Source organism: Paractinoplanes atraurantiacus, from assembly GCF_900215205.1.
In the GTDB taxonomy this organism is placed as follows: Bacteria; Actinomycetota; Actinomycetes; order Mycobacteriales; family Micromonosporaceae; genus Actinoplanes; species Actinoplanes atraurantiacus.
On sequence record NZ_OBDY01000051.1, the window covers coordinates 22,445 to 40,192 of the forward strand.

17 protein-coding genes are annotated in these 17,748 nt (G+C 71.7%); 6 read left to right on the top strand and 11 right to left on the bottom strand.

What is annotated here, in order from left to right; genetic code table 11:
• Positions 1 to 6: 6 nt before the first annotated feature.
• A complete protein-coding gene (locus CRP55_RS49830; RefSeq protein ID WP_097329138.1) occupies positions 7 to 654 on the top strand; it encodes a tetratricopeptide repeat protein in 648 nt (215 codons plus the stop codon).
• Here CRP55_RS49830 and CRP55_RS49835 read toward each other — a convergent pair whose 3' ends face one another.
• Both CRP55_RS49835 and CRP55_RS49840 read right to left on the bottom strand, forming a co-directional pair.
• Positions 655 to 1,857 carry a TolB family protein gene (locus CRP55_RS49835; protein WP_097329139.1) on the bottom strand — a complete coding sequence of 401 codons (1,203 nt, stop codon included), beginning with the start codon at positions 1,855 to 1,857 and terminating at the stop codon, positions 655 to 657.
• Complete coding sequence (locus CRP55_RS49840; protein ID WP_097329140.1) at positions 1,854 to 2,372, bottom strand: SigE family RNA polymerase sigma factor; 519 nt, start codon at positions 2,370 to 2,372, stop codon at positions 1,854 to 1,856. The genes CRP55_RS49835 and CRP55_RS49840 overlap by 4 nt, the downstream gene beginning before the upstream one ends.
• Positions 2,373 to 2,676: 304 nt before the next feature.
• Here CRP55_RS49840 and CRP55_RS49845 point away from each other — a divergent pair, with 304 nt between their 5' ends.
• The gene (locus CRP55_RS49845; protein WP_097329141.1) at positions 2,677 to 3,957 is read left to right on the top strand and encodes an NAD(P)/FAD-dependent oxidoreductase; all 1,281 of its coding nucleotides are present in this window, start codon (positions 2,677 to 2,679) and stop codon (positions 3,955 to 3,957) included.
• A gap of 160 nt (positions 3,958 to 4,117) precedes the next feature.
• On the opposite strand, the gene CRP55_RS49850 is transcribed toward CRP55_RS49845, so the two are convergent.
• Positions 4,118 to 5,107, bottom strand: coding sequence for a hypothetical protein (locus CRP55_RS49850; RefSeq protein WP_097329142.1), 990 nt, complete (start codon positions 5,105 to 5,107; stop codon positions 4,118 to 4,120).
• Positions 5,108 to 5,189: 82 nt separating this feature from the next.
• Between CRP55_RS49850 and CRP55_RS49855 the strand changes: the two genes are divergently transcribed.
• Entirely contained in the window at positions 5,190 to 5,813 is a 624-nt protein-coding gene (locus tag CRP55_RS49855) for an HAD-IA family hydrolase (RefSeq protein WP_245923996.1), read from the top strand.
• Here the strand turns inward: CRP55_RS49855 and CRP55_RS49860 are convergent.
• Entirely contained in the window at positions 5,802 to 6,749 is a 948-nt protein-coding gene (locus tag CRP55_RS49860) for a Dyp-type peroxidase (RefSeq protein WP_097329143.1), read from the bottom strand. The genes CRP55_RS49855 and CRP55_RS49860 overlap by 12 nt on opposite strands.
• A 62-nt stretch (positions 6,750 to 6,811) precedes the next feature.
• Here CRP55_RS49860 and CRP55_RS49865 point away from each other — a divergent pair, with 62 nt between their 5' ends.
• Positions 6,812 to 7,642: an SDR family NAD(P)-dependent oxidoreductase gene (locus CRP55_RS49865; RefSeq protein WP_097329144.1), complete on the top strand. Its 831-nt coding sequence runs from the start codon at positions 6,812 to 6,814 to the stop codon at positions 7,640 to 7,642.
• On the opposite strand, the gene CRP55_RS49870 is transcribed toward CRP55_RS49865, so the two are convergent.
• Together CRP55_RS49870 and CRP55_RS49875 are read right to left on the bottom strand one after the other, a co-directional pair.
• Positions 7,635 to 8,732, bottom strand: a complete 1,098-nt coding sequence (locus CRP55_RS49870; protein ID WP_245923998.1) for an NHL repeat-containing protein — start codon at positions 8,730 to 8,732, stop codon at positions 7,635 to 7,637. The genes CRP55_RS49865 and CRP55_RS49870 overlap by 8 nt on opposite strands.
• A gap of 6 nt (positions 8,733 to 8,738) precedes the next feature.
• Positions 8,739 to 10,835 carry an alkaline phosphatase family protein gene (locus CRP55_RS49875; protein WP_097329145.1) on the bottom strand — a complete coding sequence of 699 codons (2,097 nt, stop codon included), beginning with the start codon at positions 10,833 to 10,835 and terminating at the stop codon, positions 8,739 to 8,741.
• 94 nt (positions 10,836 to 10,929) lie between these two features.
• Between CRP55_RS49875 and CRP55_RS49880 the strand changes: the two genes are divergently transcribed.
• Positions 10,930 to 12,117 (top strand): glycoside hydrolase family 18 protein, encoded by a 1,188-nt coding sequence (locus CRP55_RS49880; RefSeq protein WP_245924000.1) that lies wholly within the window; start codon positions 10,930 to 10,932, stop codon positions 12,115 to 12,117.
• Here the strand turns inward: CRP55_RS49880 and CRP55_RS49885 are convergent.
• The 4 genes from CRP55_RS49885 to CRP55_RS49900 form a co-directional block, all read right to left on the bottom strand.
• Positions 12,083 to 12,982: a LysR family transcriptional regulator gene (locus CRP55_RS49885; protein ID WP_097329146.1), complete on the bottom strand. Its 900-nt coding sequence runs from the start codon at positions 12,980 to 12,982 to the stop codon at positions 12,083 to 12,085. The genes CRP55_RS49880 and CRP55_RS49885 overlap by 35 nt on opposite strands.
• A gap of 6 nt (positions 12,983 to 12,988) precedes the next feature.
• The gene (locus tag CRP55_RS49890) at positions 12,989 to 13,789 is read right to left on the bottom strand and encodes a LamG-like jellyroll fold domain-containing protein (protein WP_097329147.1); all 801 of its coding nucleotides are present in this window, start codon (positions 13,787 to 13,789) and stop codon (positions 12,989 to 12,991) included.
• A gap of 232 nt (positions 13,790 to 14,021) precedes the next feature.
• A complete protein-coding gene (locus CRP55_RS49895; RefSeq protein ID WP_097329148.1) occupies positions 14,022 to 14,825 on the bottom strand; it encodes a hypothetical protein in 804 nt (267 codons plus the stop codon).
• A gap of 74 nt (positions 14,826 to 14,899) precedes the next feature.
• Complete coding sequence (locus CRP55_RS49900) at positions 14,900 to 15,559, bottom strand: DedA family protein (RefSeq protein WP_097329149.1); 660 nt, start codon at positions 15,557 to 15,559, stop codon at positions 14,900 to 14,902.
• A gap of 163 nt (positions 15,560 to 15,722) precedes the next feature.
• Here CRP55_RS49900 and CRP55_RS49905 point away from each other — a divergent pair, with 163 nt between their 5' ends.
• Positions 15,723 to 17,300 carry a glycoside hydrolase domain-containing protein gene (locus tag CRP55_RS49905; protein ID WP_097329150.1) on the top strand — a complete coding sequence of 526 codons (1,578 nt, stop codon included), beginning with the start codon at positions 15,723 to 15,725 and terminating at the stop codon, positions 17,298 to 17,300.
• Between the two features lie 49 nt (positions 17,301 to 17,349).
• Here CRP55_RS49905 and CRP55_RS49910 read toward each other — a convergent pair.
• Positions 17,350 to 17,748, bottom strand: a 399-nt coding sequence (locus CRP55_RS49910) for a sigma-70 family RNA polymerase sigma factor (RefSeq protein ID WP_143235532.1), incomplete at its 5' end; no start/stop codon positions are given.

Genomic DNA, 17,748 nt, shown 5'->3' on the forward strand with positions numbered 1-17,748 from the left:
CACCATGTGACCCCCGACCTCCAGCGTGCGTTTGCCGGGCCCACCGAGGTAGCTGTGGCCCGTGCGGCCATGCTCTTCGAGCAGCTCGACCTCGAGCAGGCCGTCGGCGTCCTCACACCGGTGCTGACCGCCGACCCGGCCGCGATGGAAGCCTGGATCCTGATGGCGCGGCTGCGGCTGGCCATGGACGACGCGGCGGCCGCCCTCGACGCGGCCGACCACGGGATCAGCCTCAACCCGGGCGAGCCCCGGCCGCTCGCGCTGGCCAGCCGCGCGCTGACCATGCTGGGCCGGCACGAGGAAGCGGTCACCATGGCCTACCGCGCGGTCATCGCCGATCCGCGCGACCCGCTCTGGCACGACCGGGTCGCCTGGGCCCTGCTCTCGGCCGAGCGGCACACCGCCGACGCCGAGCAGGCCGCCCGCACGGCGATCGGGCTCGACCCGAACGAGGCGCACTACTACTACACGCACGGCGTCGCGCTGGAGCGCATGGGCCACGTCGACCAGGCCCGGCAGGCGCTGCTGATCTCGCTGCGGATGGAGCCGGAGAACCCGGTCGTCCAGCACCGCCTGGCGGTGCTCAACGGCGAGGCCGAGCGGGAGACCACGGTCAAGAAGAAGGGCTGGCGGCTCTTCAACCGCAAAGGCTGATCAGCGCGTGTAGGCGATCAGATCCAGATCCCGTACGGACGAAGGCTCTGTGGCCTGGACCTTCAAGGTGTTGTCGGTGCCGAACAGCGACAGCTTGGTGACGTCGTCCTCGCGGGTCCGCACCAGCAGGTTGCCGTCGGCGTCGAAGACCGCGCCCACGATGCTGCCCGAGACCGGCAGCTGCACCAGATCGCCGGTGGCCGTGTCGACCACCGCGTCGGCGGCGTCCGTGCCGGCCGCGTCCTCCCCGGTGGTCTGCAACGGGACGGTCACCCGCTCGCCGGTGGCGTCCACACTGGTCGGTTTGCAGGCGGCCAGGCCGTCCGGGTTGTCGGCGGTCTGCGTGTCGCCGAGCACCGGCACCGCGGTGCCCGACTGGTCCTGCGTGCCGGCGACCCCCAGGCCGCAGTACGACGTGGCGTACACCAGCTTGCTGCCATCGCCCGACCAGCGGAAATGCTGCCCCTCGGTGAGGCCCTCGGGCAGCGGGGTGATCTCGCCGGAGGCCAGGTCGAGCACGCCCGGCGCGGTGACGGCGACCAGCAGCCGGTCGCCCGTCGGCGACCACGCCGGCGCCTGGTCGGGGGAGGTCACGCCGGTGGCGACCTGCTGGGGTGTGCCGTCGGCGGTGGCCGGGCCGACCATCAGGGCGCCGTTCTCCTCGTACGCGATGCGGGCGCCGTCGGGGGAGATGCCGACCGCCGAGGTGGTGTCGCGCAGCACGGTCTGCGTCTCGCCGTCGGCCGGCGACAACTTCACCACCGTGCCGCCCTCGCGGTAGAAGGCGTGGCCGGGCAGGTCGGTGATGGTCCGCGAGAGCGGCGTGGCCGGGGTGGAGCTGGTCTGCGGGCGGTTGCCGCGATGCGGCGGGCGGACCTCGTCGGCCGTGGCCGACGTGGCCATCGACGGCACCGGACGCGGCGCCTCCATGGTCGCCGACCAGGACGGGGCGGCGGTGGCGGACTGCGAGGGCACGGCCGCGGCCGTCGACTTCTTGTTCTCCGGGGACGCATGCGGCAGATGCCAGAGGCCACTGCCCAGCGCGGCCAGCACCACGACGGCGGCGGTGGTGCCGACGGCGGCCTCGCGGCGGCCGATCCGGCGGGACCGGCCCAGCGCGCGGTCGTACATGTCGGTCGGCTCGGCGACGTCGGCCAGGTCGCGCAGCGACGCCCGGAGATCGTCGTGTTCGGCGGCGGTCATCGGCCCGGCTCCGGCAGCATCCGCGCGTCCGGCATCAGCGCGCGCAGCTTGTCGAGGGCGCGCGCGGTCTGCGTCTTCACCGTGCTGACCGAGACGCCGAGCAGTTGGGCCGCCTCGACCTCGGTGTGGTCCTCGAAGAAGCGCAGCACGATCACGGCTCGCTGCTTGGCGCTGAGCGTGAGCAGCGCCCGGCGCAGCACGAGCCGCTCGACCGCCGCCTCGGCCGGGTCGTCGGTGCCGCGGCGCTGGTCGGGCTCGAAGTCGGACGGGAAGACCTCGGCCACCTTCGGCCGCCGCCAGAAGGACACCTGCGCGTGGTACATGACCTTTCGGCAGTACGCCTCGGCGTGCTCCGGCCGCTCGAGACGCGCCCAGGCGCGATGGGTACGAGCGAGCGCTTCCTGCACCAGATCCTCGGCTAAGTGTTGATCCCCGGTCAAAAGGTACGCCGAACGCAGCAGCGCATGAGAGCGAGCGCGCACGAAATGCGCGTAGTCGGCCTCACGGGCGTCCATCCGAGGGTGTCCGTTCGGGGAGACGAGGGAGACGTGAGCGTACCGAGGCGTTTCAACAACCGCGCTCTCGGTCGTCACGTCTTCCCCTCTTCCCCTTCACCGCTCGATGCCTCCCCGTGTGGGCACCGTTCGGCGCATATGAGGACGCGTTTCCGCCGACGGCCGGATGACATCCGTTCGGCCGAATTCGCGGTCCACCGAACGGCCAGATGAGTTGTCACGCCGCTCACATCCCGTTTTCGATAGCGTCGAACGGGCATCGGTCTGCACGCGGGCGCGCGGCGCCCATGACGGAAGGACCCGCATGGCACGCCCTCGCATCGTGATCGTCGGGGCCGGATTCGCCGGCTTCACCGCGGCCCGCACGCTGAGCAAGCTCGCGCGCGGCGGCGCCGAGATCATCGTGATCAACCCGACCGACTACTTCCTCTACCTGCCGCTGCTGCCCGAGGTGGCGGCCGGCATCCTCGAACCGCGCCGGGTCACCGTCTCCCTCGCGGCCGCGTTGCCCGACGTCAAGGTAGTCCTCGGCGAGGTCGAGGGCTTCGATCTGGACGGCCGTACGGTGTCCTATCGCGACCCGGACGGCGGCATCGCCACACTCGGATACCACCGGCTGGTCATCGCGGCCGGCAGCGTCAACAAGCTGCTGCCCGTGCCCGGCGTCAGCGAGTACGCACACGGCTTCCGGGGCATCTCCGAGGCGCTCTACCTGCGCGACCACATCATCCGCCAGGTCGAGATGGCGGCGAACACGTCCGACCCGGCCGAGCGCGACGCCCGCTGCACGTTCGTCGTGGTCGGCGCCGGCTACACCGGCACCGAGGTGGCGGCGCAGGGCGTGCTCTACACCGACGCGCTCGTCAAACGCCGGCCCGAGTTGCAGGGACGGGTGCGCTGGCTGCTGCTCGACACCGCCGACCGGGTGCTGCCCTCGCTGGACGGCCGCCTCGCCGATGCCTCCGACGGCGTGCTGCGATCGAGAGGCGTCGAGCTTCTTCTGCGTACGAGTGTGAAAGAGGCCACAGAGGACGGTGTGCACCTCTCGACGGGCGAGTTCGTGCCCACCAAGTCGCTGATCTGGTGCGTCGGCGTGCGCCCCGACCCGCTGGTGGCCGACATGGGGTTGCCGATCGAGCACGGCCGGCTCGTGGTCGACGAGTTCCTCACGGTGCCCGGCCACCCGGACGTCTACGCCATCGGCGACGCGGCCGCGGTGCCCGACCTGACCCGCCCCGGCGAGATCACCGGCATGACGGCCCAGCACGCGACCCGGCAGGGCACCACAGCGGCCAAGAACATCGCGGCCTCGTACGGCACCGGCCGCCGCCGCCCCTACCGCCACCACGACCTGGGCTTCGTGGTCGACCTCGGCGGCCTCGACGCCGCGGCCAACCCGATCGGCCTGCCCCTGTCCGGCCTGCCGGCCAAGGTGGTCACCCGCGGCTACCACCTGCTGTCGATGCCCGGCAACCGCGTGCGGGTGGCGGCCGACTGGCTGCTCGACGCCGCGCTACCGCGTCAGGGCGTCCAGCTGGGCCTGGTGCGCGGCGCGGCGGTCCCGCTCGACAGCACCTCGGCCTGAGCCGCCATCAGGGCACTTCAGAGCGCCGGCCCGTGGCTGGGCGGGCCGCGGCGTTCCAGGCCTCGTTCCACCTGGCCGGGGCCGGTTGCGGCGACGGCTGTCTGTTGGCGGGGAGCTCGCGGTCTGCTGACACCGCGGGCTCCCCGTTCCTGTCCGTGGATCAGGTCCCGGTGACGGCGGCCGTCCCGGTGCCGGTGCCGGTGCCGGTGCCGGTGCCGGTCGGAGCCTGGCCCTGCTGCATCTGGCCGCCGCCGGGGAAACCGCCCTGCTGACCGCCCTGCGTGCCATCCGGGGCCTGGCCGCCCTGCTGCGCCGTCCCGCCCTGCTGCGCCGTCCCGCCTTGCTGGGTCGTGCCGGTTGAGGCCAGGTTGGTGTCGGTGATCGAGGTGGCGGTGGCCTTTGAGTCGGCGCTGGTGGCTATGACGCGGACGGTGTGGCCGGTGGCTACCGAGGAGATCTGGTCGGCGCCGTTGTCGACAGTGGTCGAGGTCGTGATCACGTAGGTCTGGCTGAAGCCGTCGGTGCTCTTGACGGTCATCGAGCTGCTGCTGACGGCCGATACCGTGCCGGTCTGGGTGACCTGCGTGGTGTAGCCGCCGTTGCCGTCGGAGACGACGTACTCGCCGTGCAGGGCGGTTGACGTGCCCGCGTTGCCGCCCATCGTGCCGCCGCCGCCCATGCCGTTGCCGCCGCCGGGGAACTGGCCGCCGCCGGGGCCGCCCTGGGCCGAGGAGGAGCTGTCGCTTCCGGTCGCGGCCATCACGCCGGCCGTGATGCCGGCGCTGGCCACGGCGACCGCGACCAGTGCGCCGGCCGCGGCCAGCTTGGCGTTCTTACGGCCGCCGCCGGGGCGGTCCCCGCCACCACCGTTGTTCTCCGGCGGGGTCCAGGTGGGCGGCGCGCCGCCGGCGTCGTTCGCCGGAGCCCAAGTGGTCGCTTCGGCGTGCCCAAGAGGGGCGGCGGAGGCCGAGCCCGCGCCCGGGGCGACCTCGAAGCGGGGGCCCGCGTCATCGGTGAGGCTGTCGCGGGCGGTTGTGGGGTAGGACGCTGTGGGGCCGGCGAAGACCGTGTGATCATCGGGGTTGCTGACCGGCGGCCAGTTCTGCGGTGGCTCGGCGGGCGAACGGGTGGAATGGTCGTGAACGGTCATCGTCTCGGTTCTCCCTCGGCTCGCTCGTGCGCTACCAAGGAGACTGACCAGCGTGACTATGTACGGCCTGTGGAGGTTTTAGGTGCCCGGTATCAACCCGGACGACGTTCGCGCGGTCCTCTTCGACATGGACGGCACCCTCGTCGCCTCCGACGGCGCGGTCGAGCGCTCCTGGCTCTCCTGGGCCGCCGAGTACGGCGTCGACGGCCACGAGGCGTACGAGATGGCCCATGGCGCACCCAGCGAAAGCACCGTCCGTAAGCTCCTGCCGCATCTGGAGGAGGCGGCGATCCTGATCGCCTCGGCCCGTCAGCTGGAGCTCCAGTACGACGATCTCAGCGACGTCACCGCCACGCCGGGCGCGTTCGAGGCGCTCGCCGTGCTGGCCGAGCGGCGCCTGCCGTGGGCCGTGGTGACCAGCGCCGACACGCGTCTGGCCAAGGCCCGCCTGGGCGCCGCCGGCATCGTCGCGCCCGTTCTCGTCACCACCGATGACATCGCCGCCGGCAAGCCCGACCCGGAGGGCTATCTGCGGGCGGCCGAGATCCTCGGCGCCGACCCGGCCGAGTGCCTTGTGGTCGAGGACGCCGAGGTCGGGTTGCGGGCCGCGCGGGCCGCGGGCGCTCACACGGCCGCGCTGCGGGGGCTCGACGGAGACGTACGTCTGGAAAGCCTTGCCGATCTTGCGAAGTTTCTAGGACGGTAGGTCGTCCAGGAAGTCGGCGGTCGGCACGTAGAACAGCGAACCGGTCATCGCGGTCGAGAAATCCAGGATCCGGTCGTACGTCCCGTACGGCTCACCCAGGAACATCCGGCGCAGCATCAGCTCGGGCACGTCAGGCGTGGCCGCGTACGCGATGTAGTACGTGCCGAACTCGCCCTCCTTGATCGAGCCGAACGGCATGTTGTCGCGCAGGATCTTCAGCTCGTTGCCGTCCGCGTCCTCGATGGTGTTGAGGGCGACGTGCGAGTTCGGCGCCTTCTCCTCGATCTCGACGTTGTCGAGCTTGGTGCGGCCGATCGCCGCCTCCTGCTCCTCGACCTTCAGCGCGTTCCAGCCGGTCAGGTTGTGCACGTATTTCTGCACCATGACGTAGCTGCCGCCGGCGAACTCGGTGTCCTCGTCGCCGACCAGGACGGCCCGCGAGGCGGTGGCGCCGGTCGGGTTCTCGGTGCCGTCGACGAAGCCGAGCAGGTCGCGCTCGTCGAAGTATTTGAAGCCGTGCGTCTCGTCGACCACCTCGGCCACGCCGGTCAGCCGCTGAGCGATCTTGGAGGCCATCTCGAAGCACACGTCCATCTGCCCGGCCCGCAGGTGGAACAGCAGGTCGCCGGGGGTGGAGGGCGCGACGTGCTGCGGGCCCTTCCACGACCGGAACTTGTGCAGTTCGGCCGGGCGCGGCCCGTTCGGGAAGAGCCGGTCCCACAGCTCGGAGCCGATGCCGGTGACGCAGGAGAGCTTCGCCGACGGCAGCCGGAAGCCGACCGTGCGCTGCAGCGCGCTCACGTCCTCGAGGAGGTCGCGGACGGCCTGCTCGCCACCGGGGCGGACGGTCATGACCAGGAAGATCGCCGCGTCGGTGAGCGGCGCGAGCACGGCCTGCGATTCGACCGTGGGGGCGACGGAGCGTGGCGCTGTCATGGTCAGCAGCCTACGGATCGTAGGCCGATAATGACCCCCATGAGTGATCGGCGTGACGTGTGATGCGGCCCTTCCATTTCGCCGGGCGGATCTGTGTGGTGACGGGTGCGGCCAGCGGGATCGGGGCGGCGGTCGCGCATGAGCTGGCGCGGCGGCGGGCGGTGCTGGTGCTGGTCGACCGGGACGCCGAGGGAATGGCCCGGGTGGCCGAGCTGGCGCGGGAGCTCGGGTCGCCGGACGTGTCGGCGTACGAGACAGATCTCAGCGATGGTGGCGACCGGCTGGACCTGGCCGCCGAGATCGCCGCCCGCCACGGCGGTGCCGACCTTCTGATCAACAACGCGGGCGTGACCCTGATGGGCACGTTCGAGCAGAACAGCATGGCCGATTTCGACTGGCTGCTCGAGATCAACCTTCATGCGGTCGTACGCATGACGAAGGCGTTCCTGCCGCAATTGCTGGCCCGGCCCGGCTCGCACGTGGTGAACGTGTCCAGCCTGTTCGGGCTCATCGCCCCGGCGGGCCAGGTGGCGTACGTGACCAGCAAGTTCGCGGTCCGCGGCTTCACCGACGCCCTGCGCAACGAGCTGGAGCCGCGCGGCGTCGGCGTGACCGTGGTGCACCCGGGCGGCATCAAGACCAGCATCGCGGCCAGCGCCCGGCTCAGCGGCGGCGACCCGGGCGGCGAGCAGGCCGCGCAGGCCGAGAAGTTCGAGGAGCGGGCGCTGACCATGCCGGCCGAGGAGGCGGCCCGCCAGATCCTGACCGCCATCCAGCGCCGCCGCCCGCGCCTGGTCATCGGCGGTGTGGCGCGGGCCGCGGACGTGCTGGCCCGGCTGACGCCGACCCGCTACTGGAAGCTGGCCCAGCGGGCCGGGAAACGGCTCACCTGAACGCGGCGAACCGTCGCCGGTCGCGGCCGTCGATCGTCGTGAAGTCGCCGCCGGCCTCGACCGTGCCCTTGTGCACGGTCAGGACCCGTACGCCGATGACGCCGTTGGCCTGGGGAGCCCAGCCCGTGAGCGTGCCGGTGGAGGTGAGCGCGGCCAGTTTGAGGCGCGGCGTGGAACCGTCGACGCAGCCGCCCTTGGCGCCGTTACGTTCCGTTCGGCAGATGGCGTCGAAGTGGCCGCCGACGTAGGTGATGCCGCCGGCCGACGCGATGGCGGCCGCGTCCCCGTCGAAGACCCGCTGCCAGCGCAGGGCGCCCGTGGTCGCGTACGACAGGGCCCGGCCCCCGACCCCGGCCGTGGCCACCTGCACGCCCGAGGCGTCGACGGCGATGGCCCGGACCTCGGCCGGCACCCGCGGCCGGAAGACCGGGTCGACGGCCCCGCCGGCGCTGCTGACGGCGGCCAGCCGCAGCGTGCCCTTGACGCCGTTCACGATGTGGAAGCCCCCGCCCAGATAGACGCGCGAGCCGGAGACCGCGAGCGAGTGCACGGTGTCGTCGGTGAGCGGCCGCCACCGGGTGTCGAGCCGCCCGGTGGTGAGGTCGAAGGCGGCCAGGTTGCCGCGGCGCTCGTCGTCGACGGCGGTGAAGCTGCCACCCAGATAGAGGCGGTTGCCGGCGGTGCCGAGCGCGTACGCCGTACCGGTGATCTCGTGAGCGAACGACGCGACCGCGCCGGTCGACGGGTTGATCCGGGCCAGCGAGTCACGGTCCTCGCCGTCGACCTCGTGGAAGTCGCCGGCCGCGTAGACGCTGTCGGTGGTCGTGGCGAGCGCGCGGACCGTGCCGTCCGCCGGCGGCGCCCAGTCGAGCAGGTCGCCGCTGCGCGCGTCGAAGGCGGCCAGCCGCATCCGCTTGTAGGTCTTTCCTCCGGACGTCGCGCTGGTGAACGCGCCGCCGACGTAGACCGTGTCACCGCGGTGGGCGATCGCGTACACGCCGCCGTTGAAGGTCGGCGCGGTCCGTGTGGTTACCGGGGCAGCGGGCAGCGCCCCGACGAGCATGGCAGTGAGGAAGGGGAGCAAAGGCACAAAGTGCTAACCGTCGTGGGTGCCGGAAAGGCTCGGTGCCTCGGCCGGCAACAGCTCGTGCTGCTGGTCGTCGGCGGCCAGGGTCTGCGTGCGCAGGCCCAGCATGGAGAGCCACTCGACCAGCTGGCGGTGGATCGCGTCCGGCCCGTCCAGCTCGGGCTGGGTGATCGGCCAGCGGGCCGGGTGCACCAGCACCGCGTCGGTCTGCCAGCCGCCCAGCCCGCCGTGCGAGCCGACCAGCTCCTCGAACGCCGACACCTCCTCGGTGACCGGGTCGACCGAGCTGATCAGCACCAGGTCGCCCACGTGCGCGGCCTCCTGGTGGCGGAGCAGGTCGTGGCGGGCGCGCGGCCCGTACGGCAACAAAGGGTCTATGCCCTCGACGACGCCGTCGATGAGCCGATGGCTGCCCGAGGTGCCGAGCACGACCGGGCCGTCGGCGTCGCGGACGACGACCAGCCCGATGCCGGGGTGGGCGACCAGGCCGTTGATCAGGCGCGGATAGACGCGCTCGATCTGCCCGCGGTCGAGCCGCTCGGTGAACTTGGTCAGGTAGACGAGCGACAGGTTGCCCGAGGAGACGACCAGCAGCGGGGCGATCGGCGGCTCGGGGAAGTCGGGCTCCTTGGTCGCCTCCTCCTCGGCCGGCGTGGTGGGCGCGTCGGCCGGGTCGGGCGACGAGAAGCGCTCGACCACCTCGTCCAGGGTCTCGCAGTAGCGTTGCTTGAAGGTGGCGCCCTGGCTCTGCCCGTGGTCGGAGAGCACGACCAGGTGATAGCGGCGGGCCGCCTCGGGGGCGAGGCGCTCGAGCACGCCGAGCATCCGGTCGAGGCTCTCCAACTGGCGCATCGACTCGGGGCGGGCCGGGCCGGCGTGGTGCGCGACCTCGTCGTAGTCGACCAGGTCGCAGTAGACGGCCGGGGCGCCGCGGGCCATCTGCTCGGCGATCAGCGACACGTTCACGTCGCGCAGCAGCATCGAGGCCGGGCGCAGGGCCAGGAACGAGCCGGAGCGGCTCACCCGGGGCTGCAGGTTGCGGCGGCGCTGGAGGCGGGCCTGGTGCAGCTCGGTGATCACCTCGCCGGCGCCGAGGACCAGGGCCCGGGTGAAGCCGTACGGCGAGGCCATGAACGCCGCCCAGCCGCGGGCCGACCGGCCCGGCAACGCCGCGTGGCTGACTGTGAGCAGGCTGACCGCGGCGTCGCCGCTGAACGCGTTGCCGATGCTGACCCCGCCGTCGCGCAGCAGGCCGCGGCCGTCGCTGAGCCGCGGCTCGATCACGGCCGCGTCACGCGGGCGGTTGGTGACCATCAGCTTGCCGGTGTCCTTCTCGAACCAGCGGAACGCCGGCACCTGCCGGGTCGCGCCGTGCAGGATGCCGGCCTGCGAGGCGGGCGTGGTCGAGGGCAGCCCGGTGTGCCAGCCGCGCATCTTGTGGCTGCCCGAGCGCAGCCAGTGGCCGAGGGTGGGCAGGTTGCCGGCCCGCACGGCCCAGCGCAGCACCGGCTCGGAGAGGCCGTCGAGCTGAACCATGAGCAGGCCCGGCTCGGTGCCGGCGCGAGGGCGGCGCAGGGTGATGAACGGGCCGCCGGCGAGCCGGGCCTGCCGGCGCCGCACCCCGCGCATGAGCCGCTTGGACTCCCGGACGAAGGTGTCGTCGGAGCCGCTGTCCAGCATCCAGTCGACGATCGCGGCGAAGACGATGGCCAGGATCGCGGTGAGCACCAGCGAGGGCAGGCCGCTGATCCGGTTGGCCGGGTCGATCTCGAGGGCGACCACGATGACGGTGATCTGGGCCAGGATGCCCAGCAGCATGGCGCCCCAGCCGCCCAGGGCCACGATGCCGACCAGCAGTAGCGGCCGCAGCACGGCGCCGACGCCGGCCACCACCAGCACCAGGCCGAGCGTGTCGACGATGTCGTTGCTGTTCACGCCGGGCATCAGCCAGAGCGTGACGGTCAGCACGACGAAGGTGACCACGGCGCTGCGCAGGACGGCGCGCAGCCGGTTGAGCACCCGGCGCCAGCTGAGCAGCGCGCGCAGATCGGCACGCCAGTTGCGGGCGGCCGGGGCGGACGGGGGCTCGTGCAGGCTGATGGCCACGGGAAAACGATGTCACAGCTTCCGCCGGATCACAGGCTCCTCGTTAGTGTGATCACTTGGGGTTTGTTTGCCCCCTACGGATAGCTTCGGAGCGGTGCGCGCCCGAATAGTCTTGATCATCCTCATGATCACCGCCCTGTCCGCTTGTGGCGGACCGGATGAAGAGCGGCCTGATGCGCCGGCTCCGAAGATCGTCGGCTACTTCGCCGGGTGGGGCACCTACGGCCGCGACTTCCAGGTCGACGATCTGGTGACCAGCGGCGCCGCCGACCGCCTGACCCACCTCAACTACGCCTTCGGCAAGGTCGACAAGGGCCGCTGCGCCGTCGCCGACGCCTGGGCCGACTATCAGAAGCCGATCTCGGAGGATTCCTCCGGCCTGCAGGGCAACTTCGGCCGGCTCCGCCAGCTCAAGCAGCAGCACCCCGACCTGCGGGTGCTGTGGTCGTTCGGCGGCTGGACCGGCTCGGCCGGCTTCACCGAGGCCGCCCGCGACCCCGCGGCGTTCGCCGACTCCTGCCACAAGCTGCTCACCGACCAGCGCTGGTCCGGCCTCTTCGACGGCATCGACATCGACTGGGAATATCCGAACGCCTGCGGCCTGCAGTGCGACAAGAGCGGCCCCGGCGCCCTCCCGAAGATGATCGGCGCGCTGCGCTCCGCGTTCGGCCCCGACGCGCTGATCACCGCGGCGGTCCCGGCCGACGTGTCCAAGCTGCGGGCCACCGACTACAAGACCGTCTCCGGCACGGCGAACTGGCTGAACGCGATGACGTACGACTACTTCGGCGCCGGCGGTGACGACGCGCGGAAGACCCCGAAGACGGCGCCCCATTCGCCGCTGACCGCCTACCCCGGCATTCCTCGCGAGTCGTCCACGGCCACGGCCACCATCGACGAGCTGCTCGCCCTCGGCGTCCCCTCGGAGAAGGTGCTGCTCGGCCTCGGCTTCTACGGTCGCGGCTGGGACGGGGTCACCGAGGCCGAGCCCGGCGGCGAGGCGTCCGGCCCGGCGCCGGGCAAATACGAGAAGGGCCTCGAGGACTACAAGGTCCTGGCCGAGCGCTGCCCGCCGACGGGCACGATCGCCGGCACCGCCTACGCGCTCTGCGGCACGCAGTGGTGGTCCTACGACACACCACAGACCATCAAGACCAAGATTGAGTACGCCCGGAGCAAGCGGCTGGGCGGGGCCTTCGCGTGGGAGCTGTCCGGCGACACCCCGAAGGGCGACCTGCTCGGCGCGGTCAGCTCGGGCCTGGCCGCGCCGCCGACCGGATAGCGGCGGCGTCGTCAGCTCGGGCCGGCCACGCCGCCGACCGGATGGCGGCGGCCAGGCGTTCCCGGGCCGGCGATGGCGGCTCACCGGCCCGCTCGGCCAGGTAGACGGTGTTCAGCGGGACCACCGCGGGCTCGTGCAGCCGCACCAGGCGCCCGGCCGCGAGATCGGCCGCGCACAGATATTCGGGCAGCACGCTGAAACCACCGCCGGCGATCACGACGGCGAGAACGGCGTGCAGATTGGGCACCACCACGGCCGCGTCCCGCGAGGGCCGGGCGCCGAACTCGGTCTGCCAATAACGGCGGACGATCGGAAGGTCTTCGGCGTACGCGATCAGCGGCACCGTCTTGAGGTCACGCCCGGCCATGGCGGGCGCCCCGACCAGCAGGAACTCCTCGTCGCAGAGCGGCTCGACGCGCAGGCCGGCCCCGCGCGGCCGCACGCTGAGCAGGGCCATGTCGATCGAGCCGTCCCGCAGCCGGGCCGTCAGCTCGGCGGGCAGGCCGAAACTGACACGCAGTTGCAGCCCCTGCGCGATCAACGGCGCGGCCGCCGGCAGCACCACGGCGGTGAGGAACTCGGTCGGGCCGCCGAGGCTCATCTGCTCCCCGGCGTCGTCGACGGCCAGCCCGGCCAGCTTGTCGAGGGGCTCGCTGACCCGCCGGGCCAGCCGGTCGGCGGCCGGGGTGGGCGCCACGCCGCGCGGCAGGCGCGTGAACAGCGGCTTGCCGAGCGAGGTCTCCAGGGCCCGCAGTTGCGCGGTCACGGTCGGCTGGGACAGCGACAGCCGCCGGGCGCCCGCGGTGACCGACCCGGCCCGATAGACGGCCAGGAAGGTGCGCAGCAGGTCCAGGGAGAGCTCCATGGGCGGTCAGCCTATTTGCACCCAGACGTTGTCGAGCGCGCCGTTGAACTGGTCGTTGTCCGCGTAGGCGCCCTTGCCGCCGATGCTCATCGGCCGGTCGTTGGTGATCGACAGCTTGGCCGGGATGGTGGTGCGCCCGCGCAGATAGCCGTTGACGAGCACGAAGAGGTTGGTGGCGACCCGCCGGCACTCGACCGAGTGCCATTGCCCGTCGGCCACGCTGACCGAGCTGGTGGCCATCCGGATCGGCGGCCGCTTCTCGTCGACGAGCACACAGCTGGGCCGCCCCGCGGCCCCGTCGATCTGCAGCTTCCACTGGCTGCTGGTGGTCGAGTAGCCCTTCTGCACGATGTTCTGCCCCTTGCTGGTCTGCCCCGGCGTGAGCATGACCTCGGCCCCGAACGCGATGTTCCTCGTGCCCGGGTTGAGATCGGCCGACGAGGTGGCGGTCTGCAGCGCGACGTGCGGGCAGACCCGGGCGGTGCACCGCCCGGGAAAGGCCAGAGCCGACCCTTGCCCGTGTACGACCCGCCGAACGGCCCCACCGTGCCCCGAGATGACGCGAAGCGTGTGCCCCCGCCCCGACTCGTCGATGATCGACCCGGCCCGCCCGTTGAAGGCGTACCGGGCCACCACAACGCCGCCCGCCCCGACCGCCGGCGTCGTTCCCGCCGCTTTGTCCGGTGTGGCGGCCAGTGCCACGGGTGGCGCGGCCAGGGGCGCGTGCGCGGGCAGCGGATTGACAGTGAGGGCAACGGCCACCGTCGACACGGCGACGAGGGCAGCGCCGAACCAACAAGATCGCATGCCCGAATTATCGCCCGTAAGCCCTTTCGTCCCGGCCAGTTCCGCCCGTCGAACCGGGCGAACCTGGCCACCAAAAGGACTAATTGCACCTAAAAGGTGCAAAACTCCTTCCAGGGCGCCGCCTGAGGGCGTGGGCTCCGTCTCCTTCCCTGCCACCGCCCCACCTACCTGTGAGGGCAGGTGGTGGCGGCTGAGGGGAGCGCCGCGCGCCCGCGCGGGACTGTCCGCAGGGTCAGGAGGAGCGGGAAGCGGTCTTGCGGGCGGCGGTCTTGCGGGCCGTCGTCGTGGCGGGGACCTCGGGGGCCGGGGTGGCCGCCTTGCGCGGGGTCGCGGCGCGGCGTGAAGCGGCCGGCGTGCGGGTCGACGCGGTCGTGGCGGCCTTGCGGGCTGTGGTGCGGGCGGCAGTCGCGCGGGCGGTGGAGGCGCCCTCGTCGGCGGCGACGTCCTCGGCCACGGGAGCGGCCGGGGTGGAACTGCCCGCGGCGGCGGAGGCGGCGCGCGTGGCCGGGGCCGACTTGGCGGTGGCGGCCTTGGCGGCGGTCCCGGTCGTCGACGGCGTGGAAGCCGCGACGGTTCCGGTTGATGGTGTGGAGGCCGCGGCGGTCGTGGAGGCTGCGGCGGTCCGGGTGGACGGCGTGGACGCTGCGGCGGTGCCGGCTGACGGTGTCGTGCCTGCGGTGGGCTTGGCGGCCGCGCGGTCGCGGGCCTTCTCTCGGGTGATCAGGTCGGCCAGGACGGCCTTGCTGTACTTCTCCTCGAGGGCGGTGGCGCGGGAAGCCGCCTTGTCGGCCTTGGCGACCGCCTTCTTGTGTGCCTTCTCCAGGCGGGCCTTGTCGCGCTCCTGCGTCTTCAGGGAGCGCTTGAGCCGGCGGGCCTCGGCCTCGGCGTTGCGCAGCGCCTGCTTCTGGCGCAGGGTCAGGTCGGCGTTGGTGCGCAGGCGGTTCTCGAGGTCGGTGACGGTGGTCTTGGCGCGTTCCGCGGCTTCGTGCGCGGCTCCGGACGCGTCGCGGCGGCGGTCGAGCTGGTTCGTACTCACGAGGGGTCTCCTTTCGTCTCACCTTTGGCCGTACCCGCTGATGGACGGCGGACGACATGAAGGCGGAGTCAAAGTTACGAGGATTGCTCGACAACTTCGGCCGCGCGGGCGCGGCGACGACGAATGTGACGCACGTGAAGCGTTATGTAGGACACAAGAGCGACGGCGATGATCCCTATTGCCCACCATTTGTACCGGTGTGCGTGATCGACCATCTCGACGAGATGGGTGCCGAAGACGAACGCGACCGTCGTCCAGAAACCGACCCACAGGGCGGCGCCGATCGCGTTGTAGAGCAGGAACTGTTTCCACGGCATCGCGGTGATGCCGGCGATGACGCCGTTGAACTGGCGCAGGCCGTCGATGAAGCGGGCCACCACCACGATGCGGCCGCCGCGCCGGGCGAAGAAGCCCTCGGCCCGGGCCAGCCGCTCCGGCGTCAGGAAGACGTATTTTCCCCAGCGCAGCGCGGCCTTGCGGCCGCCCTTGACGCCGATCCAGTAGCCGACATTGTCGCCGAGCACGGCCGCGATGAAGGCGATCGCGGCCACGCCGAAGATGTTGAGCCGGCCGGCGCCGGCATAGATCGCCGCGGCGACCATGATGGTCTGCCCGGGTGCGGGGATTCCGAAGCTTTCCACTCCGATCGAACCGGCGACGGCGAGGTAGCCCCACCGGTCGAGGTACGGAGCGACGCCGTGCAGGAATCCCGGAAGGTCGGCTGAAGGAGGCATCGCTTATCTACGGTAGCCGGGGTTCAGGTGGCGCAACGCACAGAGTGGCGATGGTTGCCTGACGAGAACCCGGGCGTGCGGGGCCGAACGTGGATGAGTGGCACAAAAGTCCAGCCGTTCGGGCCTGGCGCATTCATGAAGACCTTTGCTTTGCTCCTACGCCGTGAAGGTTCTGTCGCGTGCGCGCCGCAAGTTGCTCGCCGGTGGTGTCATCGCCGCCGTGGTGGTGGGGTTGTCGTCGTTCGCGTTGACGCGGGCCGATGCCGCCACGTTCGCCACCGTCCAACCTGGAACCTTCAAGGGGTACGCCTTCGACGCGTGCACGGCGCCGGCCGGCGCCGCCATGAAGGCGTGGCGCAAGTCGTCGCCGTTCAAGGCGATCGGCATCTACATCGGCGGCGTCAACCGCGGGTGCGCCCAGCCGCAGCTCACCGCCTGGGTGAAGGAGCAGGTGCAGGCCGGCTGGAAGCTGCTGCCGCTCTACGTCGGCCCGCAGGCCTCGTGCACCACGGTCGGCAGCGGCCGCAACCTGATCAACAACGCGCAGGCCGGCGCTCAGGGCCGGGCCGCCGCCGCGGACGCCATCACCAAGGCGACGGCGCTGGGCCTGGCCCGCGACTCCGTGATCATCTACGACATGGAGGCGTACCGCACGAACGACGCCGCCTGCCGGGCCGGGGTGCTCGGGTTCATGAACGGCTGGACCTCGCGGCTGCACGACGGCGGCTACTTCAGCGGCTTCTACAGCAGCGTCAGCTCGGGCATCGCCGACCAGGTGGCGAGTTACTCGGCCGCCGGTTACGCCCGGCCCGACTTCGTCGACTTCGCCCGCTGGGACCAGGTCGCCACGCTGACCGATCCGCTGATCCCGGCGTCGGCGTGGCCCGGTCACCGCCGCATGAAGCAATATCGCGGCGGCCACAAGGAGACCTGGGGCGGCGTCACGATCAACGTCGACAGCAACTACGTCGACTTTGCTCCGCCGGCCAAGACCCGGGGCGCCGACTTCAACCTCAGCGGCTGGCCCGACGTCATCGCCCGCTCGGCCACCGGCTACGTCTCGATGTTCCCGGGCAACGGCGGCAGCGTCGACTTCGCCGCCCGGCGCACGATCGGCAGCGGCTTCGCCGCGATGAACGCGCTGGTCCGCCTCGACCTCAACCGGGACGGCCGCGAGGACGTCCTCGCCCGGCAGAGCAACGGCGACCTGTGGTTCTACCCGGGCACGGGCTCGGGCCTGGGCACGCGCAAGAAGGTCGGCAGCGGCTGGCAGGTGCTGCGCGACATCACCACGATCGGCGACCTCACCGGCGACGGCTACCCGGATGTCCTGGCGGTCTCCAAGGGCAACAACCTTTTCCTGTACGCCGGGCAGGCGGGCGCCAAGCTCAGCGGCGCCAAGCAGGTGGGCGCCGGTTTCGGCGACAAGACGGAGCTGACCGGCGCCGGCGATTTCAACCGGGACGGCTGGCCCGATCTGGTGGCCCGGCTCGCCGACGGCAAGCTCTACCTGATCACCGGGCGGAAGAACGGTTTTGTCCGGCAGATCCCGCTCGGCACAAATGCGAGCGGCCTGCGCGACGTGATCTCGATCGGCGACTTCGATCGGGACGGGTTCCCCGACCTGGCCGCGGTGCAGAAGTCCAGCGGCGCCCTGATCCTGCTGCCGGGCGCGGGCACGACGCTGCGCCCCGCGATCCGGATCGGCACCGGCTACGGCCCGCTCACACCCCTGGCATGAAAAATTCGTGGCCGGCCCGAACCGGGCCGGCCACGAAAGTCGGTGAAACTCAGAGGGCGTCAGCCGACAGCTGCGCGCGCAGCTTGGTCAGGGCCTTGGTGAGCAGCCGGGAGACGTGCATCTGGGAGATGCCGACCTGGTCGGCGATCTGCGACTGGGTCAGGTTGCCGTAGAAGCGCAGGGTGAGGATCTTCTGCTCGCGCTTGTCGAGGGTGGCCAGGGCGGGGCCGAGGGCGACGCGGGTCTCGGCGAGTTCGAACTCGGTGTCCTCGCCGCCGAGGGTGTCGCCGAGCTCGGTGGTGCCGTCGGCCGAGATCGGGGTCGACAGGGAGGTGGCGTTGTAGGCGCGGGCGCCTTCGAGGCCTTCCAGGACGTCTTCCTCGGTGACGCCCAGGTGGGCGGCGACGTCGGCGACGGTCGGGGAGCGGCCGAGGCTGTGGGTCAGGGT

Excerpts from the sequence above, each read along its gene's own strand:
- CRP55_RS49885 (WP_097329146.1), bottom strand. The coding sequence starts at position 12,982 with ATGGAGCTCTCCCTGGACCTGCTGCGCACCTTCCTGGCCGTCTATCGG.
- CRP55_RS49900 (WP_097329149.1), bottom strand. The coding sequence starts at position 15,559 with ATGCCTCCTTCAGCCGACCTTCCGGGATTCCTGCACGGCGTCGCTCCG.
- CRP55_RS49845 (WP_097329141.1), top strand. The coding sequence starts at position 2,677 with ATGGCACGCCCTCGCATCGTGATCGTCGGGGCCGGATTCGCCGGCTTC.
- CRP55_RS49835 (WP_097329139.1), bottom strand. The coding sequence starts at position 1,857 with ATGACCGCCGCCGAACACGACGATCTCCGGGCGTCGCTGCGCGACCTG.
- CRP55_RS49840 (WP_097329140.1), bottom strand. The coding sequence starts at position 2,372 with ATGGACGCCCGTGAGGCCGACTACGCGCATTTCGTGCGCGCTCGCTCT.
- CRP55_RS49865 (WP_097329144.1), top strand. The coding sequence starts at position 6,812 with ATGCGGCCCTTCCATTTCGCCGGGCGGATCTGTGTGGTGACGGGTGCG.
- CRP55_RS49860 (WP_097329143.1), bottom strand. The coding sequence starts at position 6,749 with ATGACAGCGCCACGCTCCGTCGCCCCCACGGTCGAATCGCAGGCCGTG.
- CRP55_RS49850 (WP_097329142.1), bottom strand. The coding sequence starts at position 5,107 with ATGACCGTTCACGACCATTCCACCCGTTCGCCCGCCGAGCCACCGCAG.
- CRP55_RS49890 (WP_097329147.1), bottom strand. The coding sequence starts at position 13,789 with ATGCGATCTTGTTGGTTCGGCGCTGCCCTCGTCGCCGTGTCGACGGTG.